The sequence below is a fragment of the Sutcliffiella tianshenii genome (genome assembly GCF_016908565.1).
GTDB lineage: Bacteria > Bacillota > Bacilli > Bacillales > Bacillaceae_I > Sutcliffiella_A > Sutcliffiella_A tianshenii.
Genome location: NZ_JAFBED010000014.1, coordinates 32,169 through 57,605, shown reverse-complemented (window position 1 = coordinate 57,605; position 25,437 = coordinate 32,169). Strand labels below are relative to the sequence as shown.

Sequence of the window (25,437 nt, the reverse complement as noted above, 5' to 3'; positions counted from 1 at the left end):
TGGATCGGACTTTGTCTCGCTAATTCTCCACCAACCACTACATCTTCCAGAATTAAGGGGATCGACACTATGGATGGGGAAAGAATGTTTCAATAAACAGAATGAAGACTAAAACGCTGGTCATTGAGGAGAGATAAGGTCTTCATAACCCGGATGAAGACCAAAACGTCGGTCATTGTGGAGAGATAAGGTCTTCATAACCCAGATGAAGACCAAAACGCCGGCCATTATGTAGAGAAGAGGTCTTCATAACCCAGATGAAGACTAAAATGACGGCCATTATGTAGAGAAGAGGTCTTCATAACCCAGATGAAGACTAAAATGACGGCCTTTGTATAGATAAAAGGTCTTCATAACCCAAATGAAGACTAAAATGACGGCCTTTGTATAGATAAAAGGTCTTCATAACCCAAATGAAGACCAAGACGCTTGTCATTGCGGAGAAATAAGGTCTTCATAACCCAGATGAAGACCAAGACTCCGGCCATTATGTAGAGAAGAGGTCTTCATAACCCAGATGAAGACCTTTTCAACGTGATTTATCAACAACATTCTTTAACAAATCCACACAAAAAAAGACGCTTTTCAGTCAGCGTCCGTTCACAGTTTTACTTTAGTATGGAAAGGAAGGAAGGAAAATACCTTAAATGAAATCGATACTTCCTTGGCAGTATCCATATCCGACTTTCTCTCTTCTTCTCTCATATACAACGTGTAGTTTTTCTCCTTCTTGCTGCTTGAGCCCGGGATGACAACCTCCTTCAATTCCTCGAACACATCCGTTTTCCGGGAAATCATTGCTTGATCGACAGTCGATCCCAGACTGCCAAAGGAACCATTCATCACGATATTATAAGAGGTTGCAGGCATTTCCCTATCTTCCTGATCGACCACTTTTGAATGGTAGATGGTAATGGGAACAACAAACGGGTTCTGGATGTTTACTGAAACTGCATCATTTGTTTTATCGAGTACAGCTGCGGTAACGATTTTATCTTTTGTAAAATGAATGTACGCAATAAACAAAAGGGAAAAAATAATAAGAGTAAGTAAAATTCGAAATGGCTTACGCAGTTTCATTAAGGTATCGCTCCCAACTCTATGGCTTATTCACTATAACCTCCCTTTTACATATCACTATACACATCAATTTAAACATCATTCTTCATTTTCAGCTTCTTCGAAATTTTCCATCTCATCGACAAGCTCTCCTTTTTCATTAAAAAGTTGTGCTTTGTCCCCTTTGTTGTTCCATAGATGATCGCTCAACCAATGGATATATTTTTTTAAGTGCTTCTTTTGGGCTCCAGAAGTAATATACATCATTTCACCTGGGGCAAGCTTGTAATTCTTAGGAAAATCAAATGTTTGATATCCCTTCTGGCTGATGAGCTTCCAATCTGTCAGGTCGATTGTTTCTGTCCCTTGGTTCTGCAAGGTTACTGTTTCCTCTCTTACATCGAGATCTGTAATGGTTATGGTATTTGTCTTGGTTCTTTCGTTGCTGTTTGCATACAGCCATGGTCGATCATTGACAAACAACAATGTTCCATCCGTTGAGAACACAATATCCCCTGCTTCTGCCGTATTATAGATATCTGCGCCACTTTCAATCAGCCGATTCAGGACCGGCTGGTGTGGATGTCCAAAATCATTATTTCTTCCTGCGGAAATAACTGCTATTTTCGGTTTTACATCCTTCAGGAATGCAGCTGTAGAGGAACTGTTGGAACCATGGTGAGCCACTTTAAGAATGGTTGATTCAAGATTATATTTCCTGCTAAGCCTTTTTTCTTCCATCTCCTCTGTGTCCCCCATAAAGAGGAATTTGATATCCCCGTAGGCCACCTGGAGGACGATGGAGGCGTCATTTGTTTCCTTTTTACCGGCACCGCTGTTCAGCACTTTCACTTTTAAATCCGGGTCAAATTCTAGCTTCATTTTTTCCTTTGCATATTGGACAGGGACAATATTGTTCCAAACATACTGCTTGTATTGGATAAAGGACAGGGTGGAATGCGCTTTTCCGCTATCAAGGATTTTTTTCACAGGTATTTCTTCAAGTAATGCCGGAATCCCGCCTATATGGTCATAATCCGGATGTGTGATGACAAGCAGGTCGATGGCGTCTACGGAAAGCTCCTTCAGGTAACTGATCAATTTTGGAGCCGACTCCCTAGGGCCGGTATCTATCATTACCTGGGTGCCATTGGGCGTCTGAAGGAGTATGGCATCACCCTGTCCGATATCAATATAGTGCACCTTCAATGCAGGTAGCGTCTTGTCGGTTGCAATCGATTTTTGAGGGTATGTAGTCGTATAAACGGGAGAGCTGCTATGGGGTTGTATTTGAATGTTGGCAGATAGTTCTGCAGCAAATACATCTAAAGGTCTATCGCTGTATAAAAATGTAATTAAAACCATAAGTGTCAAAATGACCTTCTTCATGAAAACTTCTCCCCCCTCGAACATTTACCTAAGTATTGTTACTATGAGGGAGAAGCTGCTATATTATTCGTTCTTCTTAAAGCTTTTGGGTCATTTTTGGAAACCTACGTTGTCCAAGAAAATCAAGCCGCTTCCGGTTTGATTGAATTCGAATATGATTTCTTCAATATCCTGATAATTTATATTTGGATTGTTATCCTGCAAGAATGCCAATGGCACTTCATACGTCTGAAGCATATGCTCGTAATCATTACCGAATCTTTCATTCCACCACCCGAATTTGTAAAGCTTTGATGAATAGGTCGGTTCGATTTCCACTGAAGTACCATTGCGGCCATCAAGCTTTATCGTACCTTTTGGTTTTAGCATGACAGTGATGGGGATCGCTTTTTCTTCGTATCCCTTTGGAACACGGATTCCGTAGAAGTCATAAAGACTCTGATGCAGCTGCACTGCATCAAAACTCAGGACACTATCGGGACTGAGGCTTTGTGCGACTTTGTCCGGAATCTTAACCGTATATCTTCCGCTCGACCCGCGCCACCCCAATTTTACCGCTTCATTCCCCTGTGGCTCATTATTCCTCAAGGTCAGGTTTACCTCTTTCCAGACCTGCAGGTTATAGCCATGGAGTTCTCCCTCATCAAGAGTCATGGTGGTTACATCCACATCCTCCTCGTAGGTTGCAAGTGGAGTAAATGTACTAGCCTCGTATTTCAACCTGACAGGATCGGTAGGAATCCACGACGAGGCGGTTTCCTTTTTGGAGAAGATTTGACGGTACTCCTCTTTATCTTTTAATGTTGCATCGAGAAAGGCTGCTACGTATAGCTTTGTCATATCACGCTGAAGCTCGGGCTCCATGATTTCTTTCTGATTCATGAACCACCAATATGGGGAAGGCTGGTCCACCTCCCAATCGGAATTGAATTGCCCATGATTGGCTCCATAAAGGTAAATGCTGCTTTTGAAGCCATCGAAATCATCCGAGAAACTGACCCTCTCATATTGTCTGACTCCGTAATTATTGGTGTGGTCTGTATCGTTAGCCCCCTGAATGGTAAGATAGTTGATATCTTTCAATTCTACTGGCTGGTCACCAAGCTTGAACCTACCGTCACCTGGCGAGAGACCGATTAAAGCTTTAATGGAAAAATCAAAATTAAGGGTTACCTTCGCATTGTTTGGCAATCGATCCAGCTCATTCATCAATGCAGCCAGACTGACAGCCTCCCCTCCGCGTGAATGGCCGATCAATCCGATATTTTCCATATCCACTTTTCCGTAAAGGGGATGCTGCTTATCATTATTCCATTTCCCCCATTGGTCCAGGTGCTTCAGGAACATCCATGCCCTTCCTGCATTATCCCATCCTATATGTCCCGATTTACCTGAGTTAAGGAAGTTTTGGTCAATAGATACGGCAATGTATCCCTTACTCGCCAAAAGTTCGCCGAGATACTCATATCCACCGTCCGAGAAATCTGCCATATTATGATTTCCATGAACCATTAATATTAATGGAAAGGGACCTTCAGAAGATTCCTCTGGCATCCATACCCTACCGTTCAATGGAGCCCGATTTAAATCAAAGCCCCAAAACCAATCTCGGTACCACTTGTTGAAGCCTTTGGGGTGAACAACAAATGAAGACATATTCACAGCATTCGTTTTATATGCAACATCACGGTATTCTTCCCTCCTCAGGTCCTCCCCGCTTCCATATGTAAAATTTTGAATGGCGTTCCCGCCGTCTGATGCAGGATTGACTAGGGGTGAATTGATCGATTCTTCTGTCAATTCCAGGCTCCAGGCCCCTTGATCCCCTTCTGAAAAAATGGGGAAAAGAAAAAGACCATGGGTGATGATAGTGATCATTCCTAGAGCCGCAATAAGGAGCCCCCTTCTTTTCCTTTCATTTTTCACAAGTTTAATAGAAAGTCCTGTCCACGCACCAAGTATCATGGTGCCAATCCCAAGCATTGTAAAAAACGGGCCTAAGTATGTTCCAAGAGCATAAATCCCTACAACCGCCCCTACAATACAAGCGACAAAATATTTTGGCAGCAAAAACAAAATCTTAAAAACAAACAAGCTAATAATAAATCCCAACAGGATGCCAAGGACTGCAGTAATGAGTGTAAAAGAATAATCAAACCATTTTCCAGCCCCGGTATAGAAGAAAAAGCCCATTGTGAGCACCAATGCCAGTATATAGGCAAATGATCCAATGACACTCGCTCTCCAATTGTTTTCAAAAAAGCCGACCACCGTTTTTTCAAAGATTGATAATGCCCTTTTTAATGCGTTCATTTATAGTCCCCTAATTTAATTTGAGTGAATTCATTCATATCATATACTTTTCTATAATCTGTCTTTGCCCTTCACTATTTTTGTCTTTTCCTAATAGACTTAAAAGGAGGTATGCCAACAAGGAAAGTATGACTGGCAGCACTACACTATGCATGCCGAAGATTCCATCCTTAAAGGTTACAATCAAGATGTAGGATAGTACACCGACGATGATGGAACCAAGTGCTCCATAAGCATTCCCTTTTTTCCAGTACAAACCGAGTACAACAGGCCAAATGAATGCAGCCTCAAGACCCCCGAATGCAAATAAATTTAAAGTGATAAGGAAGTCAGGGGGGCTGATTGCCATAAAAAACACTAGAATGCCGACGACGCCAGTGACTCCAAGGCTCATATGGCGAATCTTCTTTTCTGGGGCAGCAGGATTTATGTAGTTCAGATAGATGTCCTTCACAATGGAAGAACTGACGATCAAAAGAAGCGAGTCTACAGTAGACATGATAGCAGCCATGGGTGCAGCCAATACGTTGCCCGCAAGCCAAGGTGGAAGCACCTCCATGGCGAGGAGAGGCATCACTGTGTCAGGTGTTGTAAGACCTGGGAGCACCGCTCTTCCAAAAACTCCTGTCAAATGCATTCCAAGCATGATGAATCCGACCACAATAGTACCTATAATCAAGGCAATATGCATGGCTTTTGAATTTTTATAGGACATTGCCCTTACTGCGACTTGCGGCAATCCCACTACCCCCACTCCCACCAAAATCCAAAAGGAGGAAACGTAAAGAGGGGTAAGCGTCCCATCAGCACCAAATGGAGTGATCAGGTTTGGGTTTTCTGCAGAGAGTTCTCCCATTATGGTGGAGATTCCCCCACCAGCGTAAATTGTCCCGGCTAAAATGATCACCGTCCCTATCACCATCACCACACCCTGTATTCCATCCGTTAAGGCTACCGCCCTAAAGCCTCCGATGATGACATAGATTAAGACAGAAACTGCAAAGATGAAAAGCGCGGTTGTATAAGAAAGGCCTGTAATCGATTCAATGAGGATGGCACCGCCAATCCATTGAGCTGTCATGGCGGAAAATAGAAAAATGATGATACTTGCAGCGGACAGAATGACCACCCACCTATTCTGATACCGTTCCTTCAGGAAATCAATCAAGGTGATTGCTCTCATCTTCCTCGTCATGATAGCAAACTTCTTCCCGAGTATGGTCAGTACAAAATAACCTGTCACCACTTGAATCATCGCAAGCATGACCCACCCGAGTCCCATATGGTAGGCGATACCCGGGCCGCCTATGAAACTTGATGCGCTTCCATATGTAGCAACCATCGTCATGGCCAAAAGCAGTCCCCCAAGCTCCCGCCCTCCAAGAAAATAATCCTGAACGAATGAATTGGAATTGGAGAGACTTCTTGACGCCACGATTCCGATAAGGAAAATGAGAATCAAGAAAACAATTAGTGGTAAAATCACCCCTATATTCATCCTTTCTCTCCTTTCTCAGATTCCAGCGGAAGTTCATGGAATACATGTTTCACTACAGCTATGACAATTGCGACAATAACGATAAAGCCCAGGATACAACTATAAAAGAACCAGTCCGGAAAGCCCAGTATATATGTATAGGATTCCACAGGCCTTGAACCGAGTCCATAACCGAAGCCATACCACCAGATAAAATGGAAGACAGCCAAACCTACTCCGATCCAAGCCTCCTTGTGCGCCACAGGATATCGCCAATCCTTTTCTATCTTCTTATCTTCATTTCCCTTCAACTCGATACTCTCCCTCACTATATTCTCTTTCAAGATGGCTTTGCTCGGTCCCTATCCATGTTTTGTTCATGATGATCGTGTTTCTCCCGGCCCGTTTCGCCTCATACAATCTATCATCGGCCATTTTCACTAAATTGGAAGATTCCGTTTCCGTACACTCCACACAACCAAAGCTCATGGAAATACTGAATTCATTTTCATTTGCGAGGAAACGGAGGTTTTCGATTTTGTCCTTCAACTCTTTCAAGGCTGCTGCCACTTGATCTCGATCGGTTGATTTGAAAAGAATGGAGAACTCTTCTCCTCCGTAACGGAATGCAGTGCCTGAATAACCTTCCACACCATAGTCCAATACGGAACCCACTTTTGCCAGTACCTGATCTCCCATTTCATGTCCATATTTATCATTCACGCATTTGAATCTATCTAAATCAGCAAGTACCAACCAGAAATGCTGATTGGTATGTAGATAGTTTTGCAAGGTTTCCTGAAAGGAACGATGGTTTCTCAGATTTGTCAAATAGTCCATCTTCGCCACTTCCTCCAAAGCCCTCTTTTCGAAATAATGCTTTCTTTCCCTCGTAACCAGAAAGCCTCCCAATAGACCCATTAACAGCATGAATAGTTGGTTCATGCTATAAACAAGCCAAAGGTTAGTCGAAAATGGCGTTCCTCCTATTATTGTGATGAAAGTGGTCCCTATACTTAATAGGAAAGAAAACAATACAGCTCCTTTTAACTCCCAATAAATAGCTACGTGCAAAATGATGAGATACGCAATGGGAAACAGAGGAGAGTAGACTCCACCAGTTATGGCAATCAACCAAATAAATGCCACAAAGTCAAAAATGACTCCTCCTTTTGTATTCCAGAAATAGAGGGAAGTCCCCTGCTTGGACTTATGCAGGATCGCTTGAGTTACCGCCATATAAATGAATCCGAATAGCCATAGCACCCCAAACATGGACCAATCATAAAACGCTGGTGCATCTTGATGTAAAAAATAAAAAACAATTGGCGCCGATATTAAAAATAGCCAGCGCAAGAGAAAAAAGCTGATTTCTAAATGATGATCCGATTTTCTGATAGTACTGTTCACTTATCCCACGCCTCACTAATTTCATCTATTTACTTTGAATCAAAAGCCCTTTTGGCCATCATTTCCACAGTCAGGTCGTCTGCCGGAGGATTATGCAGGCCTGCACGCACATCCCTGTAGTGGCGTTGAAGCGGATGTCCCTCATGAAGGCTTTGGGCACCTACCACCCTCATCGCTTCATCCACCACCGATAATGCCGTATTTGTCGCAATATATTTTACGGCAGCAAGTTCCTCCACCAGCTCATTTCGAGAGTCAATTGATTCGTCCCATTTCCTGGCAACACTATATAAAAAATGTCTTGCAGCTGTTAAATCAATATCCATCCTGCCGATCTGCTCACGCACTTTTGGGACTTGGCATATAGGATGGGGCAGACTGTTTGGCTGATATGTTTCTGCAAAATGGACCGCCTCGTTCCGTGCAGCTATGGCAATCCCCAGATAGCAGGCAGGGATATGCAATAGCCAGCCTTGAGGTTTTGGCGCACTTTTTCTTTTTTTTATGTAGAGCAGGCCGTCCCGATCAATTCTAACATTATCCAGGATTAAATCGTCGCTTCTTGTAGCACGCATACTCACAGAGTTCCATGTTTCAGAAATCGAGAGACCCTTCGATTCCCTTGGTAATAGGAACTCCCCCACTTCACCAGTATCTGTTATCGTCGCTGAAACAATGAAATAATCAAGTATCGGTGCCATGGAAGTGAATGTTTTTCTTCCATTAAGGACCCATCCCGCATTATCCGTTTTTTTCGCGGAGGTTTCTGGAAGTCCCCCTCTTGCCGGGCTGCCTGTACCGGCTTCTGAATGTGCCGAATTGATGATTTTATTTTCTGTAGTGATAGATGTACAGATATTTTTAAAAGTCTCCTCAGGCCAGCTTCGGTATGTTGATATATTCATCATGGTCCCCAGATGCCAGCCAAGGCTGAGGGCTGTAGGACCATCACCCTGTGCGATCGTTTCCTGAAGAAGAATGAAGTCGTATAGTCCGAATCCTTTGCCTCCATAGGATTCAGGTATGGTTGCAGCCAGAAGGCCGGCCTTTTTAATATCATTGAAATTTTCAAAAGGAAAATTTGCTTGCCGATCGTAATCAGCAGCACGATTTGCAAAAGAAGCGGATAAATTCTTGGCTGATTCAAGAAGATCCTTCTGTGACCGATTCATTTCAAAAGTAGGAAGGTAATTCATGCTCAATTCCCCTTTTTTATTATTTCTATCATTTTATCACAAAGACAATGAAATCCTTTCATAATTTAGCACTGCCATCCTATTCCCTTCCATTTAGTCGGATATTACTAGAAAACAGATATTTGTAGAAAAAACACATTAGATGTCGAAATATTTTAAATATAGAGAATTATTTTTCAGTTACTATGTTTTTTTTCAATCTTCAGTAGTACAATAAAAAATGAAATCTTCATAGATTTCTATTTTTGTAAATAACAAGGGGGTTTTTTTGTGAAGAGCAAGTTTTATCTTTTTTCCGCTTTACTGTTAGTTGTTGCACTTTTATTGTCTGCTTGCAGCTTTAGCGAAAGCACGAGCAATAATAACAACAACGAAGCAGAGAGTCCTGCTGATTCTGAAAATGAGGGCACCACTGATGAAGAGGACTCCTCTCCAAAGGTGCTTCGCCTTAACAATGGATCAGAACCCGGTTCCCTTCATCCTGCATTGGCACAGGGAACGCACGATTCCTGGATCCTTGAGCACACTTTCGAGGGGTTGACCAAAAAGAACGCTGAAGGTGATATTCAACCTGGTATGGCAAAGGAATGGAATACCGAGGACGGCGTAACCTGGACGTTCACATTGAAGGATGATGTCTACTGGTCCAACGGTGACCCTGTAACTGCTGAGGATTTCGAGTACGCTTGGAAGCATGTATTGAATCCTGCTACTGCAGCCCAATACTCCTATCAGCTCTATTACTTAAAAGGCGCAGAAGCTTATAACTCTGCCGAAGAAGGTGCAGATCTAGCAGCATTGGAAGCTGAAGTAGGGGTAAACGCTGTAGACAGCAAGACTTTGGAAGTGACACTGGCACAGCCTACTCCTTACTTCCTGGACCTTACTTCCTTCTATACTTACTATCCAGTAAACAAAAAAGTTCAGGAAGCAAACAAGGATTGGGCATTGGAAGCGGAAACGCATGTTTCAAACGGTCCATTCTACTTGGCTGACTGGAAGCATAAAGAAAGCATCGCAATCAAGAAGAATGATAAATATTATGAAAAAGACATGATCAAGCTTGATGAGGTTCAGTTTGTCATTATTGATGATGAGAATACAGCTTGGCAAATGTATCAGGCTGATGAACTTGATCTTGTGTATCCATTGCCACAGGATGTACAAGGTCAATTAATGGCAAGCGACGACGCTGAATTCCATATCGGACCTGACCTTGCAGTCTACTATTTTAATATCAACAATACGGAAAAGCCGTTCAATAACGCAAAAATCAGAAAAGCACTTTCCTTGTCCATCGATCGCCAGACAATCGTGGAACATGTCGCACAAGGCGGTCAAACACCTGCCTACAGCATCGTTCCTCCAGGAATTCCTGATGTAAACGGAGACTATCAGGAAAATACGGGTAAGTTATTCGAGGAAAATGTAGAAGAAGCCAAAAAGCTTCTTGCTGAAGGTTTAGAAGAAGAAGGACTGGATAAGCTTCCTTCCTTTGAGTATCTCTATAACACTTCCGAGGGACATAAAGCCATTGCCGAGGCAGTTCAGGAAATGTGGCGTAAAAACCTTGGCGTGGAAACAACTCTTGAAAACGTTGAATTCCAAGTTAAATTGGACAGCGAGCAAGCCGGTGACTACACCGTTTCCCGTGCAGGTTGGGTTGGAGACTATGTAGATCCGATGACATTCCTTGATCTTTGGGTAAGTGATGGGCCATACAATGATGCCCGCTTCAAAAACAGCGAATATGACAAGCTTATTTCAACAGCTAAATCCACGTTGGACCAAGCGGAACGCATGGAAGCGATGCACGCGGCAGAAAAGATCCTAATGGATGAAATGCCGATCATCCCTATTTATTTCTATACAAAACCTTATGTATTAAAGCCGTCCGTAACAGGCATCTATGATCCGATCAACAGCTATCCACAATTCAAATATGCCGACATAAAGTAAGGATGAGAGTGGAAGAGAGTGGACTTCTCGGAGTCCCTCCCTTCCTTTTTTAAAAAGCAAGTATATGGGGGTCACAATTCATGCTGAAATATACGTTAAAGCGGCTGGGATGGGCAATCCTGACTTTATGGGCCATCATTACCCTTACCTTCATCCTGATGCATAGTGTCCCTGGGGACCCATTTGCCAGGGAAGGGACCATGCCTGAGTCCGTCAGGGAAAATTTAAATCGCTATTATAATTTGGATAAACCGAAAATCGTTCAATACGGACTTTACTTAAAAAGCGTTGTAATAGATCTGGATTTTGGACCATCCTTAAAATCCTCTACACTATCAGTCAATGATTATATCAGTAAAGGCTTTCCGGTATCCTTTCATCTTGGCATACAATCTCTTATCATCGCCATTTCATTCGGCCTGGTATTGGGCATCATCGCATCACTCAACCGAAACAAGTGGCCGGATTATCTGGCAATGATCCTTGCCATTATAGGCGTATCAGTACCAAGCTTTATCCTTGCGACCATCCTCATCAACTATTTCGCTGTTGAATGGAGGCTTCTCCCTGTTGCCACATGGAAATCCTGGTCTCATACAATCCTCCCTTCCATCTCCCTTGCAATGCTGCCGATGGCATATATCGCAAGATTGATGCGTTCGAGCATGCTCGAAGTGATGGGGCAGGATTATATTCTGACAGCAACGGCAAAAGGATTGTCCAAAAATACAATTGTAGTGAAGCATGCGATACGCAATGCAATCCTTCCTGTTGTAACTGTAATCGGAATCATTGCAGCAAACCTTGTGACAGGCAGCTTCATTGTAGAAAGCATATTTGGAATTCCAGGCATGGGAGATATGTTTGTAAATGGAATATTCAACCGGGATTACCCTGTCATTCTCGGATCCACCATCTTCTACAGTGCCATTTTAATCTTCCTTATATTTGTAGTGGATGTTGCTTATACCTGGATTGACCCAAGAATTAAGGTGACAGGAGGCAATAGATGATGGGAGAAAGACAATATTCGAAAGAATTTGAAGCTATGTTCGAACGTATCGAGCATTCCCCTTCCGAACAGGAAAAAATTGCAGGTCCAAGCATATCGTACTGGAAGGATGCCTGGATACGATTAAAAGAGAACAAACTTGCCATGATCGGATTCTTCCTTATTATCGGGATGATTGTGATGGCTATAATCGGACCATCTATAAGCGGCTATTCCTATTTCGAACAGGATTTCACCAAAAAGAACCTCCGCCCAAACAGTGAGCATTGGTTCGGCACCGACTCTTCAGGCCGCGATCTATTTACCCGGGCATGGTATGGAGCCCGTTATTCCTTGCTGATAGGACTGATGGCTGCCTTGATCGACTTCGTTTTCGGAGTATTATACGGAGGGGTTTCCGCCTTGAAGGGTGGCAGATTGGACAACATCATGATGAGGGTTGCTGAAGTGCTTTATGCCATACCGTTTCTATTAATGGCAATACTGATGATGGTCATCTTGGACCGGGGCCTCCTATCCATCATCATTGCCCTGACAATAACCGGATGGATTCCAATGGCCAGACTGGTACGGGGACAGATGCTTCAATTGAAGGAGTATGAATTTGTCCAGGCGGCAAATGCGATGGGGGGGACAACAGGCTGGAAATTGCGTAAACATATGATCCCGAACACAATGGGTCCCATATTGGTCAATATGACATTGACTGTGCCGACCGCCATCTTTGCTGAAGCTACACTTAGCTTCCTGGGATTGGGAATCCCCGCACCAAAAGCAAGCTGGGGTACGATGGCCAGTGATGCGCTCGGAAGCATCCTGATAGGGAATTTTTACCAACTTCTAGTTCCTGCCATCCTCATCTCGTTAACCATGTTTGCGTTTAACGTCTTTGGAGACGGGCTTCGTGACGCACTAGATCCACGCTTGCGGAAATAAAGGAGGAATCTTTTTTGGCAAAACTATTAGAGGTTGAAAATTTACATGTATCCTTTCACACATACGCCGGGGAGGTTCAAGCAGTCAGAGGCGTTTCCTTCTCGATCAAGGAGGGAGAGGCAGTGGCCATAGTCGGCGAATCCGGCTGCGGCAAAAGTGTGACTGCCAAAGCGATCATGCGGCTGCTCCCACCTGGGATTACGGATATAAAAGAAGGGGATATTACCTTCAATTCATCGAATCTGCTTAATCTATCCGAGAAAAAGATGCAATTATACAGAGGAAAAGAAATGAGCATGATTTTCCAGGATCCAATGACTTCCTTGAATCCTACTATGAAAATCGGTGATCAGATAGCAGAAGGGCTTATGAAGCACAATAAAATATCATCAAAAAAAGCTGATGTACAAGCGGTTGAACTGCTGAGGATGGTAGGAATCCCGGAACCGGAAAGAAGGGTCCGGCAATATCCTCATGAATTTTCAGGTGGAATGAGACAACGTGCGATGATTGCCATTGCACTTGCCTGTCAACCAAAGCTATTGCTTGCTGACGAACCGACCACCGCTTTGGATGTCACGATTCAGGCTCAAATCCTGGAACTATTGAAGGAACTGCAGCAAAAGCTTGGGACTTCCCTTGTTTTGATTACTCATGACCTGGGGGTTGTTGCAGAAACATGTGAACGGGTCGTAGTCATGTATGCCGGCCAGGTGGTGGAAACAGGTAAAGTGGAGGATATTTTCAACACCCCCCTTCACCCATATACGCAAGGTCTCTTAAAAACGATACCAAGAATAGACTTGGACAGAAAGCAAACCTTGGAACCGATACCCGGGACTCCACCAGACCTGTTGGATCCGCCAAAGGGATGTGCATTTTTTGCCCGCTGTCCATATGCCATGAAGATATGTCAGTCAGAGACACCGGAACTTTTGGAAATAGAAAACAAGCAACTGGCTAGATGCTGGTTACACCACCCCATTGCCAAGCGTATGTACAAGGAAAGCTAGGAGGTCTGTGAATGGCTGGAAGTAATGCTTTAGTAGAGATAAAGAAATTACAAAAATACTTTTCTATCAATGGTGGAACGGTCAAAGCGGTGGACGGGGTCGATCTCACCATCCACCAGGGGGAAACAGTGGGACTTGTCGGGGAAAGCGGTTGCGGCAAGTCTACCATTGGCAAAACAGCGATTAGATTACTAGAGGCCACTGCCGGTGAAGTGCTTTTCGAAGGAAAGAACATCTTCTCTTTATCACCGAGGGAAATGAAGGCGTTGCGCAAAGAGGTACAAATCATTTTCCAGGACCCTTATGCATCGCTCAATCCACGGATGACCATTGAATCGATTATAGGTGAACCCCTTGATATCCATCAAACATTAAAGGGCAAAGCAAGAAAGGATCGGATCAAAGAATTGCTGAGATTAGTAGGATTGAACGAGGACCACATGCAAAGGTTCCCACACGAGTTTTCAGGAGGCCAAAGGCAGCGTATCGGGATAGCCAGGGCCCTTGCCCTTCAACCGAAATTCATCGTCTGCGATGAACCGATTTCCGCGTTGGATGTTTCAATCCAGGCTCAAGTAGTCAATCTGCTTAAGGAATTGCAGGACCGATTTAATTTAACCTATTTATTCATCGCTCATGACCTTTCAATGGTGCGCTACATATCAGATCGTATACTTGTTATGTACCTGGGGCAGATGGTCGAGCTGGCAGATAGCGATGAGCTATGCAAAGAGCCTTTGCATCCCTATACACAAGCTTTGTTGTCCGCAGTACCGACACCATCACCTAATGGGAGACGGGAGAGGATTGTTTTGGAGGGAGATGTTCCAAGTCCTATGAACCCTCCCGGAGGCTGTGTATTCCATACAAGATGCCCGCAAGCCATGGATACATGCAGAGTGGTGAAGCCGAAATGGCAGGAAGTAAAGCCGGCACATTTTGTTGCCTGTCACCTGTATGAATAGCCTTCTCCATTTCCAAAAATATTCTAAGCAATATAAAAGAGCCTTTCAATCAAGGCTCTTTTTTTAAGTCAAGAGTCTATCATTTTTCGATGTACTCAAACTTGGAAAGTGCTGCTTTCACAAATTCAAGGTCCATACCCATGTTCAATGCTATCCTCTCTGCCCATTCGTCTTTTGAAGAAAGCTCAGGCTCTTTGTTCAAGCCGGAAAGACTGCTTTCAAAGCTTTTCCAGTTATAAAATTCCCAATGGGTAACTTCATCCGTCCCTTCCCTTCTAACCCTCTTTTCACATAAAGCTTTCCATATCCTAGCTTGGGACAATTCACCAGCTCTGAGTAAATCTTCATTAGTATATCGAGTTAAAGGAAATGTCTGCATTGAAATTTTCCCATTATTCCTTATATAGGATATATTGAACTCTTTTTCTTTCGTTTCTACTTTTACGTATGCTCCTGGAAAAAAGCCCGCCAACTTCCCTTCGATAAACCTATCATTTTTCTCTATAAGGATGGGTTGAATCCATTGGTCCCCAAGATCGCAATAGTACTTTTCACCATCTTCTCCCAATGCAATCAAGGCTACATGTGCCTTTTCATCAAAGAAATCATGACCTATCGGATAGGCCTCAATGCCAGCCTCGTTCAATTCAGCAAGAAGCCAAATTGCCAAATCAAAGCAATTGCCACCAGCTCCAAAACCCTCATAATGCTCCTTCATTTCAGCGACTGTACGCTGCCTCTTTTTCCTCTTATCATAAAAGAATGCTTTAGTGATGGTATCCATCCCTACATCATCAAATTTTCTCCAAACCTCCAGAATGTTCTTTGGCGCGTTCACATTATTTCTTCCCCTCAGAAGTATTTTCCCTATTCATTGCTTCTATCTAGATTCATAGATTGGTATCAACACTGCCTTACACTCTTTTTCATAAAACTCTATGGGCCCTGCTCCCTCTATCACTACATATCGATAATCCTTTTTCTTCAACTCAGACAAGCTATGGTGCAGCAAGAGTGCCCCAATTCCCTTGGTTCTCTCCCCTTTGACAACCCCCATCGGTCCAAAGGTTCCTTTTTTATTTTCAAAGGACTCATAGCATGCAAATCCTATAATTCTATCATTATCTTTTGCTAGAAAGATGGATATCTCATCTTTATTAAAGCCGTTTTGAACGGTCTCTATCCAACCTGAACCAAACTGCTCCTCCACCAGCTCCATTAAAGCCGGTAGGTCTGTACTAATTGCTCTTCGTATGTAGGATGATTCCCCAACACTATCTGGTGACCGGTAGTGATCCATTGCAACGAGCATATCCCGGGATGCGCAAACTGATTTTTCAACGAATGCTATGTCGTTTTCTGTCAGAAGAGAGTGGACGGTGGGTTCAAATTTAAGTATTGCCTGCATGAGATGCCCCTCATTCAAGCGAATCTGATTGTATCTGTGCATCCTGCCTGCCGCGTAAGTAAATAAAGTCTCCACCTCAGGAGAAACCGGCACAGAACAGCATGGTAAAGTTATAGGAGCGGGATGGAACGGTTGAAGATTTTTAGAAAAATCATGCAAAAAACTAAATCCATATTGCTTTATTAAATAGGAGGACAATTCTCCACATACCCCGCTATTCTCCTCACACATTGCGAGGAACAGGTGAAGAGGAGTAAGAGCTTGATGAACATCCACTTTATCAGTCGCCATTTCGAGAATCCGATTTACTCGGTCGGTGAAAACGATATCCATTACTGTAAACCCTCCTATAGTCAAGTTTTACTAATCTATATTCTACCATTAACAAGGAAATTTTTTGAAGTGAAAAGCCATTAAGATTTTTCCGACTCATAAAAAATGGGACGTTCCGATTAGGATACGTCCCTTCTACAATTATTTCTTCAGCATTTCGTATACTTCTTCATCCAACTTCTTCGCAAGCTCCGCATCATATGTTTTAATATAATCCGGCTCCTGCGTGATTTGTCCACCATAGAAGATGACATCTTCGACAGACTCTACATCCACAGTTACAATACGATACTTCATCGTTTTATCAATCACGTCTGAAACTGTCCCTTTTCCGCTAATGGAATAGCAGCTGCCTGCTCCGACCACTCCCAATAAAAGGTCCGGTGTTTCTTCAATGTTAAACGCGCTTTCCGCTTTATGACCCAATGCAAATTTTATGGTCTTCCCATCCTGATGTGCCACCAGCCAAGAAACGATGCTCAGGTTCGGTTTCTTCGTTTTCTTATCCGTCGTGATCAATGATACAATTTTTTCACCCTGCAATAAGTCGATAAGTTCCTGTTTAAGTGTTTCTTCTACTCTTGCCATTATGAAAACCTCCTCTAAAATACATATTCATATTATATACATGGAATGGTTACTAATCCAAATATTACTTTCATTACCCTATTTTAGAAATAATAAAGCTATTATTGAGAAATGTATACATCAAATGAAGTCCGTTGATTTCCGCTCCTGACCCTTGCTTTCCGCGGGGACGGATGGGAGCCTCCTCGGCTCTTCGCCTTCGGGGTCTCCCATGCCCTCTACGTTCCCGCAGGAGTCAAGTGTCCTCCGCTACAATCACCTCACGGGTTAGATATTATTTGCTATATAAAAAATAAAAAAGGAACCATAAAAAAACGACACACCTTCTGATAGTTGGTGTGTCGTGGCTTTTAGTGATAATATTTACTTCTTCTGGCATAGCTTACGGATTCTGAAAATCTTCCTTGATTCTTTTTTCTTCTGCGGCGCTTTTGATTCCATCCTAAAATCCAAACGATGAAAAATAGGATAACAAGAAAAATGCCCATGGAAAAGAAACTGCTTTTCTGATTTTCAGCCTGGTTGGCAGACTCATGCTTGTCTGTTTTTTCGGTAGAAGCCAATGGGGTGATTTCGTTTTTCACCTGTTCCACTATGACGCCTTCTTTAATATTTTCCCGGTCACCTGTCTTCACGATAAGCTGATCTGCATTGTTTACTGCAAGGCTGATTTCCTCATCCGACTTTTTGGAAACTTGTATATCCTTTGTCAGCATAAAATCCCTGCCCGCAGCATCACTGATCATTTTACCTTTTTCAACCGTCACGGTTTCAAAATTGAGAAACCCATAATCCAGGAGATTCATCGTATCCTTATATGAATAATATTTGGAAGCCGCTTTTAATGTCACCACAAGCAGTTCTTTTCCATTCCGCTCCGCTGTAGTAACAAGTGTATGGCCTGATTCAGGCACATATCCGTTTTTCACCCCGGTCGCACCCTCATAATCCCATAAAAGACGATGATGATTGTATAGGGTGGTTTCCCAGCCCTCGCCGATCCACTCCATTTCTTTTGTCCCGACAATTTCACGGAACGTTTCGTTTTTCATGGCATATCGGGCAATTTTTCCCATATCCTCGGCTGTAGTCACGTGTTCCGGATCAAACAGTCCATGAGGATTTTTGAACGTGGTGTTTTCAGTGCCTATTTCTTTTTCGACAAACGCTGTCATCCGTTTCGCAAACTCTTTTTCACTGCCGTTCATATGCTCTGCTATGGCAGTTCCTGCATCATTACCTGAATTGATCAATAAACCTTGTACGAGCTTTTGAAGTGTAACCTTCTCGCCCTCTAACAGATAAACTCTAGAGCCATCTTGATTACGCGCCTTTTCACTGACGGTTACAATATCCTCGAGATTCCCCTCTTCTATGGCAATGATGGCAGTGACAATTTTGGTGATACTTGCCGGATACATGATTTTATCACGGTCCTTTTCATAGAGGACATCCCCGGTTTCGGTGTCTATCAGTATGGCCGATTCACTGAATAGTTCTATATTCTGATTAGAATTTGCATTTGTATGATGAATAGGAAGCCCTAGTACTAGCACAATGGCTATCAGCAAAAGATTTTTACATTTTTTTATCATGAAGGAGACATACCTTTCTACTTGAAGTCTAGTATTCTTCTTAAATAACATTTGTCAAAAAAACTCGAAAAAACTCCATATTGAATAGTGTAACGTAAAATGAGACTATTTTCATAGTAAATATCATTTTTGTAAAAATTGTAATGAAAAATTAATAGGCATAAAAAAAGAAGAAAACCAATGATGCTCTTGGTTTTCTTCTCTTTGATTATCGTTTTACTGGTGTTTTTTCACAATAGGCCTTAACAAAGAATGCCGGATTCAATGGTTCGCCAGTGACCATTTCAATTTTCTTATTCCAGTGGTAGGAGCTGCCTGGCGCAAGGAATTCATCACGGATATAGGCACCGACTTGCGGAGTGAAGAATTCTTCTGAAATATTGTTCAATATATATTGATGAAGCTGTGCGGAAGTCAGTTCCCCCAACAGGTAATTCTGATAGTACACTGGTGCCAATGTGAAGTGGATCTTCGCAGCCCAATCAGGGTTGGTTCGATTCTCCGGAGGATTGACAAGCTGAATCTTTTCTACTGTTTCCCACCATAATGCATTCAGATCCTGGTCTGGATTTTCATAAAGCGCCTTTTCAAAGAAAACGAAAGTGATGATCCACCTTGCAGATATGAGCATCTTTAGTTGCTCATGCTTTTCAAGGCTTGGAGCTAATTTATCCAAAGTAGCCTCATCAAGCTTCAGGAATTTTGATAACCATTCCCTATTCTCTGTCATCTTTCCAAATAGCATCGCGATGGCTTCTGTTGTCAGGATATGCGCTGGACTGCGTAGCAACGCAGGCAGGTCACGATTGGTATATTTATTGTAGGCTGCATGGCCAAATTCATGAAGCATCGTCCCCATCCAGTATGTATTATCAACATTATTGCATAATACCCGGATGTCCCCTTCACGATCCATATCCATGCAGAATGCAGTCGGATTTTTACCATCTCGCGGATTCAAATCAGAGGACGCATATAGCCCATCTATCGGCATATCCATTGAATTGAATGTTTCGGCAGTCAAGGTTTCTAAGTTTTGCCCTTTAAAAAATGGGTCCAGGTTTGCATCCTCGTTGGCTGGCGCTTCCTGAAAGAATGGGTCTGAGTAGTGCCAAGGACGAAGATCTTTTACATCTATTTTGAATTTCTCTGCAAGAGACGCATCCAATTCGCTTTTCAGCTTACGGAAGGTCTCATCCGACTGCTCCACAAGATTGGAGAATATCGTAAAGATCTCTTCCAAATCCAATTCCTGGTTGGCAAAGGCCATTTTATAATAGTTTTCGTATCCCAGGTTTCTGGCAGCTTCATTGCGTTTTTTAACAAGCTCAATCAGTTTGGTCGATACTTCTGCACCAACCTCCTTACTGGCCTTCCATGCCTTCTCCCGTTCTACATTATCTGTGCTGTTAACCAGAATATCACGGATACTGTTTGCTGAAAGCTTCCTGCCATCCACTTGGGGCATATACGTATTAAAGAGATAGTTCAATTCTGAAGACATGGAAGCGAGCTCTTCGATCGTTTCCTTGGACATTTGATTTTCTTTCATTTCCGTTTCCAATAGCTCCAATTGACGCTGCTGTTCTGGACTGAGATTTTCTTTGGAAAGCAGTTCTTTCACTTTTTCAAATCGCTCACTGTCTGAATAATAAAGGCTGAACTCACTGGAAGCTTTTCCTGCTTCCTCTGCCCACTTTTTCTCCCCTGTCGTTTGTGCCATCCATCCTGCATAGGATGATTTTTTCAATAGGATCTGAAATTGTTCATTCTGTTGTTTTAAAAATTGCTCTACATTCATTAATTTTCCCTCCCGATTAAAATCCTGTCATACATATTGGTGTTGGTAATGCCGAAAAAATCTGATGTAATGTTTGTAGATGGTGGTCATCCGAAAGCTGAACCAATCCAAAACGATATAAACTTGTGATGGAGATGGCACCCATGATCAATGAGGAAAATTCACTGATTGATAGACTTACAGTCACGTCAGGTTCCATATCGTCCCTTACGGCCGCATACCCTTCATGGAATTGAACCAAAACTTCATGATACTTATTTGCAAAAGAATCCGTCACACACCATTTGACTTTCAAGCTTCCCAACCCGAAGGACATCGTATCTGTCTGTTCGAACAATCCTCGGATATCCAATACCTTATACATGAGTCCCACACCTGATGCGTTGCATTCATGGTACACATGTGGCATCAGATTATCCGAGCCATTCCTTGGGTCAATCAGCAGGTGATGGAAGGCCTCCTGCTGAGTATTCCAGATAACCTGATGGATTTGATCCTGCTGTGAGTGTATAAATGTGCAAAGCTCCATCAATGCCTCCCTTGTTTCCCAGACAAATTCTTTCATCAGGATATGATTGGAGATGAAATTATCAGCCTTACTATTTTCAAAAGAGAATACACAATACCCCTTGCATACGTCTTCTTGCCAGACTCCAAAAATATTATTCTTCGGATCCTGGAAAAGTCTCTTCATATCCTCTTCGGACCTTTCTATCATGCCATGGTTCTTTAATGCAAACCGGGTATAGCATTGATGAAGTTCACCCTTATTTTTTTCACAAAGTCGTTTGACGTTCTGTTTGGATGCTCCTTTTGGCAATTCTTTCGGGGCGAAGCGGTATTGATTCATCTTGCTTCCATAGCCATAGCCCATCTTCCTGTAGAAGTCTGGACGAAACGGGTATAAAGCTGCAATGGCAGTTCCCTTTTCCCGATAATACTGTTCAAAATAAGTAATCAATTCCTTGGCGATTTTTTCTTTTTTGTGAAGCAAGTCTACACACACAAATCCTACTCCACCTAAATCAAGTTGATTTGAAAGGAAATTCACCCTGAAATCATGTAAAAGCATGCCCCCCAAAAGCGTTGGACCCGAATATGCACCAAAAAGATTTTTGGCACCAGATTCTGTCTGCTTTTCAAGCCGCTCAATAAGCTTTTGTTTATCTTCAGGTGTAAAGATACCCATACCGGGATATGCAAGGCTTGCAACCTCTACAAAGGAAGGAATATCACTCCTTGATAATGATCGTATCCTTCCCACTCTAAACCCCTCCTTGGACACCTTCTTTTATTGCTTTTTTCATCCAGACCTGCCCAACTCTTTTAGTAAAGCCCTTATCAAGCAAGAATTGATGAACCCGTTTGTTGGAGGTTGCGAAGAATGCCACCGTACAAACATAATTAACTGAAGATGGTGGAAACAAATAGGAAAACAAGGAATCGATCAAGTAATCAGGATTTCCTTTTCCCTCCTGTATATAACAATGCGTGACTGTGACGGATTTCAAAGTCCCGTCCTCATCAAACTCCCTTTTGAAAAGTCCATATGCAACTGTTTCCCCGTCATTATCCACCAACTGAAGTGCCTGACCCTCCTTCATGGAAAACCACTGGCTTTGCCATGGGGTATCATGCTTATAAATGGGTAGATACTGCGCTTCTTGTGCAGATGTAAAAACAGCCTGGTAGTCCAATGCCCCATAAAATTCAGGCATTTCCTCACAACGTAAGTGCACCACTTCGTCTACAATTTTATATCCCTTTTTTTCATACAAACTGATTGCCTTTGTGTTTTCAGTTATTGCTTCAAGGGTGCTTACTTCCACATTAGCTTCCTCATAGATCTCCAGTGCTTTATCGATCAATAGCTTCCCTATACCTTTTCTTCTGTATTCAGTTGCCACTCCTGTTCCACCGTTCCAGGCAACTTTTTTCCCATCGACGGTTTTGACCCCGCTTAACAGGATCCCGATCGGCTTTTGTTGATCAAATGCCACAATGGATAATGAGGCTGATAGGTTTTCAAGCCCAAGTCTAGTTGTAAAACGGTCTACATCCATCGTTGCATCAAAAAAATAGCCTTGAAAGCCGGTGTTCCATGCAGCTACAGCTTCTTCCAATTTGCACTCACTCAATTTTTTGATGGTAAACAATGTTTTTCCCCCTTTTGTAAGTCAAGCGCTACTCTTTTATTTCTTTATACGCCAACTTTCTTCGTCACTCAATAATGATCAGATAGCCTTTTATACGGATAATCCACATGGGTGATCCCCTACCTTGTCAGATTCTTTTATAAAATTTAAAACTGACCAGACAGTCTATTTTGAGAGTAAAAAAAGGCGGAAGCAAACCGACCACTCAGTTTATTTTCATTTAAGCACGAATTTTCAAAAACTTCAATTTAATCTTTTCGACAAATTCCTCTCGATTTATCCTTTTATTCTACCGTTGTCACCAAGGAGTTTATTACGCGTTCGAGTTGGTTGACCAGCCTTACATAAAGCTCATCATTTTCCATTACACATTGATAGAAGCATATTCCATCGAAGGTGCTCCAAAAAACATTGCCGATAAAATCTACGTCAATCGTGGTTGGGAATTCCCCTCTATCCACTCCAAATTGAATGATATCCGTCAGTATCTTTTTGTAAACCATCTGGTAGCGATTGTACATGAAATCCTTAGTTGACTCATTGCGAACAGAACTCAGCCAAAACTCAATATGGACCCTGCTTGTATTTTCCCAGTTGGGATTCACTTTTACCTGTGAGCGGAATACTTCGAAAAAATGGGCCAGTCTCTCCTTTGCTGTCGGCAACCTTTCCAGCTTTTCGCGAAGTACATCAAAGCTTTGATTGGAATTGACGTTCATCAGCTCAATATATATGTCATCCTTACTTTTAAAATAATTGTAAATCGCCCCTTTACTCATTCCGGAGTGTTTCACAATATCGTCTATGGTCGCGACCTGGAATCCTTTCTCCGCAAAACAAGCAAGCGCACTTTCCAGGATCAATTTTCTCTTCTTTTCTTTATACTCTTCGGAAACTGCTGGCGGCATCTCCATTCCCTCCTTTATATAAACGACTAGTCGGTTTATTATTCCAATCATACATCATCTGCTGATATCAGTAAATTCTAAAGAGAAAGAAAATTCTCTGATGGTAGAACCTCTTGAATATGTGCTTCCTATAATGAAGGAAGGAAAGGAGGAAACTGTGTGATAACGATAAAAAGTCACCGTGAAATTACCATGATGCACGAAGCGGGGAAACTGTTGGCCTCTTGCCATAAGTTATTGAGAAATAAAATAAAACCTGGGATCACTACTCTTGAAATTGATCGATTTGTCGAGGAATATTTAACAGACCATGGGGCAACCCCGGAACAAAAGGGATACAGGGGTTACCCTTATTCCACTTGCGCTTCCATCAATGATGAAATATGTCATGGTTTCCCTCGGGCGGAACCTTTAAAAGCAGGTGATATCGTGACTATCGACTGCGTGGTCAATCTGAATGGAGCGCTTGCAGACTCAGCTTGGTCCTATCCTGTCGGGAAAATAAGCAATGATGCCAAAAAATTACTCACTGTTACAAAGGAAGCTCTCCATATAGGCATCGCTCAGGCCATTGCAGGAAACAGGACCGGCGATATAGGTCATGCAATCCAGGAGTATGTGGAAGGAAAGAACTATTCGATCGTACGGGACTTCACCGGCCATGGGATTGGCAGGAACATACACGAGGAGCCGCAAATCTTTCATTATGGAACAAAAGGCAGGGGAATTCGCCTAAGAGAAGGAATGGTAATAACGATCGAGCCGATGGTCAATGTCGGGGAATGGTTTTCTTTGATGGATGAAAACGGATGGACAGCGAGAACAGCCGATGGCAAGCTCTCTGCACAATATGAACATACCATCGCCATCACAAAGGATGGGCCATTGATCTTGACATCACAGGATGATTGATGACATTCTTTTTGCGGCCAATATATATTGGCCGCTGCTTTTACTTTCAGCAGGAATATATAATTTCATAAAAAAAACAGTAACCCGTGGATTACTGTTCCCGATTTTCAAGCATTTCCTTTTTCAAAATGGAGAAAACATTGGCATCATGGAAGCTTCCTCCTTGAAACAGGTAACTGCGAAGCATTCCCTCATGCGTGAATCCTACCTTTTCCAACACTTTCCTGGATCCTACATTTTCCGGATATACATTTGCACCAATGCGCTGAAATTTCATGGTATCAAAGCCATAATGCACTAGCGCCCGGATTGCCTCAGTAGCATAGCCCTTCCCCCAGTGCCCCACTTCTATCTCATAGCCGATCTCGGCACGCAGGTGCTTTTCAGAAATGGCATGGAATCCGCAAGTACCAATGAGTTTATTGGTACTCTTCTCCACAATGCCCCATCGGAATAGCATATTATAATCGTCCAGGAAATCTTTGATGAACTTATCCGCCTCCAACCTTGACTGGAATGGCTCCATCCCATAATACTTCGTCATCTCCGGATTGGAAAAATAGCTGTAAATCGTATCAGAATCTTTCAAAGACAGGCTGCGCAATTGCAGGCGCTCTGTCCTGAGCATCGGTACTGGCTTCAAAAAGTCTCCCCTACCCTTCTGTCATCTCTGCAATAATATAGTTGTTTGTCCACATTTTAAGCATCAAAACGAGGCTTTCTTCCCCTCTTGTAAAAACGAAAGTGGAGCCAAGTTGATCTGTAAGCAGCCAGCCTTCCGTCTCAATGAGCGAAAGGACCTCCTGAAAACCTGCCCCTTCTTCCATCCTGGCCATTACAGTTATTGTCTCATTTTCAGTGGAGATGGTCACGACTTCCTTTCTCAAAATTGCAAGTTTAACAGCACCTCTCACATTCTCATTAAATGATAGAAGAATACCAGTAACCAACAATACACCTGCAACGATCAGTAATGGCCATTTTATTTTCATTCACTTCACCTTTGC

23 protein-coding genes are annotated in these 25,437 nt (G+C 42.7%); 6 read left to right on the top strand and 17 right to left on the bottom strand.

Translation table 11 applies throughout. The annotated features are described in order from the left end of the window. Nucleotides 1-600: 600 nt before the first annotated feature. The 7 genes from JOC95_RS19700 to JOC95_RS19670 all read right to left on the bottom strand — a co-directional run bounded on the left by JOC95_RS19700 (nt 601) and on the right by JOC95_RS19670 (nt 8,844). Entirely contained in the window at nt 601-1,080 is a 480-nt protein-coding gene (locus tag JOC95_RS19700; protein WP_204419534.1) for a hypothetical protein, read from the bottom strand. A 78-nt stretch (nt 1,081-1,158) separates the two neighbouring features. Then, on the bottom strand, nt 1,159-2,448 hold the full coding sequence (locus tag JOC95_RS19695) for an MBL fold metallo-hydrolase (protein WP_204419532.1): 1,290 nt from the start codon (nt 2,446-2,448) through the stop codon (nt 1,159-1,161). A gap of 90 nt (nt 2,449-2,538) precedes the next feature. After that, on the bottom strand, nt 2,539-4,761 hold the full coding sequence (locus tag JOC95_RS19690; protein WP_204419530.1) for an alpha/beta hydrolase family protein: 2,223 nt from the start codon (nt 4,759-4,761) through the stop codon (nt 2,539-2,541). Nucleotides 4,762-4,795: 34 nt separating this feature from the next. After that, nucleotides 4,796-6,259: a sodium/pantothenate symporter gene (gene panF / locus JOC95_RS19685; protein ID WP_204419528.1), complete on the bottom strand. Its 1,464-nt coding sequence runs from the start codon at nt 6,257-6,259 to the stop codon at nt 4,796-4,798. Next, the gene (locus JOC95_RS19680; protein ID WP_204419526.1) at nt 6,256-6,549 is read right to left on the bottom strand and encodes a YhdT family protein; all 294 of its coding nucleotides are present in this window, start codon (nt 6,547-6,549) and stop codon (nt 6,256-6,258) included. The genes panF and JOC95_RS19680 overlap by 4 nt, the downstream gene beginning before the upstream one ends. Then, nucleotides 6,536-7,648 (bottom strand): diguanylate cyclase, encoded by a 1,113-nt coding sequence (locus JOC95_RS21645; protein WP_204419524.1) that lies wholly within the window; start codon nt 7,646-7,648, stop codon nt 6,536-6,538. Before JOC95_RS21645 ends, JOC95_RS19680 begins: the two co-directional genes overlap by 14 nt. A 29-nt stretch (nt 7,649-7,677) precedes the next feature. Continuing rightward, on the bottom strand, nt 7,678-8,844 hold the full coding sequence (locus JOC95_RS19670; RefSeq protein WP_204419516.1) for an acyl-CoA dehydrogenase family protein: 1,167 nt from the start codon (nt 8,842-8,844) through the stop codon (nt 7,678-7,680). Between the two features lie 270 nt (nt 8,845-9,114). Here JOC95_RS19670 and JOC95_RS19665 point away from each other — a divergent pair, with 270 nt between their 5' ends. The 5 genes from JOC95_RS19665 (at nt 9,115) to JOC95_RS19645 (ending at nt 14,729) form a co-directional block, all read left to right on the top strand. Continuing rightward, nucleotides 9,115-10,803, top strand: coding sequence for a peptide ABC transporter substrate-binding protein (locus JOC95_RS19665; RefSeq protein ID WP_338083126.1), 1,689 nt, complete (start codon nt 9,115-9,117; stop codon nt 10,801-10,803). 80 nt (nt 10,804-10,883) lie between these two features. Then, complete coding sequence (locus JOC95_RS19660) at nt 10,884-11,816, top strand: ABC transporter permease (RefSeq protein WP_204419514.1); 933 nt, start codon at nt 10,884-10,886, stop codon at nt 11,814-11,816. Nucleotides 11,817-11,851: 35 nt separating this feature from the next. Then, nucleotides 11,852-12,751: an ABC transporter permease gene (locus JOC95_RS19655; protein ID WP_239583035.1), complete on the top strand. Its 900-nt coding sequence runs from the start codon at nt 11,852-11,854 to the stop codon at nt 12,749-12,751. A gap of 14 nt (nt 12,752-12,765) precedes the next feature. After that, nucleotides 12,766-13,764 (top strand): ABC transporter ATP-binding protein, encoded by a 999-nt coding sequence (locus tag JOC95_RS19650; protein WP_204419510.1) that lies wholly within the window; start codon nt 12,766-12,768, stop codon nt 13,762-13,764. 11 nt (nt 13,765-13,775) lie between these two features. Continuing rightward, nucleotides 13,776-14,729 (top strand): ABC transporter ATP-binding protein, encoded by a 954-nt coding sequence (locus JOC95_RS19645; RefSeq protein WP_204419507.1) that lies wholly within the window; start codon nt 13,776-13,778, stop codon nt 14,727-14,729. 79 nt (nt 14,730-14,808) lie between these two features. On the opposite strand, the gene JOC95_RS19640 is transcribed toward JOC95_RS19645, so the two are convergent. From JOC95_RS19640 to JOC95_RS19605, 8 genes are all read right to left on the bottom strand, one after another. Beyond that, the gene (locus JOC95_RS19640; RefSeq protein ID WP_204419499.1) at nt 14,809-15,567 is read right to left on the bottom strand and encodes a hypothetical protein; all 759 of its coding nucleotides are present in this window, start codon (nt 15,565-15,567) and stop codon (nt 14,809-14,811) included. A gap of 42 nt (nt 15,568-15,609) precedes the next feature. Continuing rightward, entirely contained in the window at nt 15,610-16,470 is an 861-nt protein-coding gene (locus tag JOC95_RS19635) for a GNAT family N-acetyltransferase (RefSeq protein WP_204419497.1), read from the bottom strand. A 141-nt stretch (nt 16,471-16,611) separates the two neighbouring features. Further along, nucleotides 16,612-17,058 carry a PNPOx family protein gene (locus JOC95_RS19630; protein WP_204419494.1) on the bottom strand — a complete coding sequence of 149 codons (447 nt, stop codon included), beginning with the start codon at nt 17,056-17,058 and terminating at the stop codon, nt 16,612-16,614. Nucleotides 17,059-17,408: 350 nt separating this feature from the next. Then, nucleotides 17,409-18,653: a D-alanyl-D-alanine carboxypeptidase family protein gene (locus JOC95_RS19625; protein ID WP_204419491.1), complete on the bottom strand. Its 1,245-nt coding sequence runs from the start codon at nt 18,651-18,653 to the stop codon at nt 17,409-17,411. 208 nt (nt 18,654-18,861) lie between these two features. After that, nucleotides 18,862-20,454: a M2 family metallopeptidase gene (locus tag JOC95_RS19620; RefSeq protein WP_204419489.1), complete on the bottom strand. Its 1,593-nt coding sequence runs from the start codon at nt 20,452-20,454 to the stop codon at nt 18,862-18,864. A gap of 16 nt (nt 20,455-20,470) precedes the next feature. Further along, nucleotides 20,471-21,718 (bottom strand): GNAT family N-acetyltransferase, encoded by a 1,248-nt coding sequence (locus JOC95_RS21640; protein ID WP_204419487.1) that lies wholly within the window; start codon nt 21,716-21,718, stop codon nt 20,471-20,473. A 1-nt stretch (nt 21,719) separates the two neighbouring features. Beyond that, entirely contained in the window at nt 21,720-22,610 is an 891-nt protein-coding gene (locus tag JOC95_RS19610; RefSeq protein WP_204419485.1) for a GNAT family N-acetyltransferase, read from the bottom strand. Between the two features lie 284 nt (nt 22,611-22,894). Next, nucleotides 22,895-23,518 (bottom strand): TetR/AcrR family transcriptional regulator, encoded by a 624-nt coding sequence (locus JOC95_RS19605; RefSeq protein ID WP_204419483.1) that lies wholly within the window; start codon nt 23,516-23,518, stop codon nt 22,895-22,897. A gap of 159 nt (nt 23,519-23,677) precedes the next feature. On the opposite strand from JOC95_RS19605, the gene map reads away from it, so the two are divergent. After that, nucleotides 23,678-24,430, top strand: a complete 753-nt coding sequence (map, locus tag JOC95_RS19600; protein WP_204419480.1) for a type I methionyl aminopeptidase — start codon at nt 23,678-23,680, stop codon at nt 24,428-24,430. 91 nt (nt 24,431-24,521) lie between these two features. Here map and JOC95_RS19595 read toward each other — a convergent pair whose 3' ends face one another. Together JOC95_RS19595 and JOC95_RS19590 are read right to left on the bottom strand one after the other, a co-directional pair. Then, the gene (locus JOC95_RS19595; RefSeq protein ID WP_204419478.1) at nt 24,522-25,073 is read right to left on the bottom strand and encodes a GNAT family N-acetyltransferase; all 552 of its coding nucleotides are present in this window, start codon (nt 25,071-25,073) and stop codon (nt 24,522-24,524) included. Between the two features lie 10 nt (nt 25,074-25,083). Beyond that, entirely contained in the window at nt 25,084-25,422 is a 339-nt protein-coding gene (locus tag JOC95_RS19590; protein ID WP_204419476.1) for a hypothetical protein, read from the bottom strand. Nucleotides 25,423-25,437 lie beyond the last annotated feature (15 nt).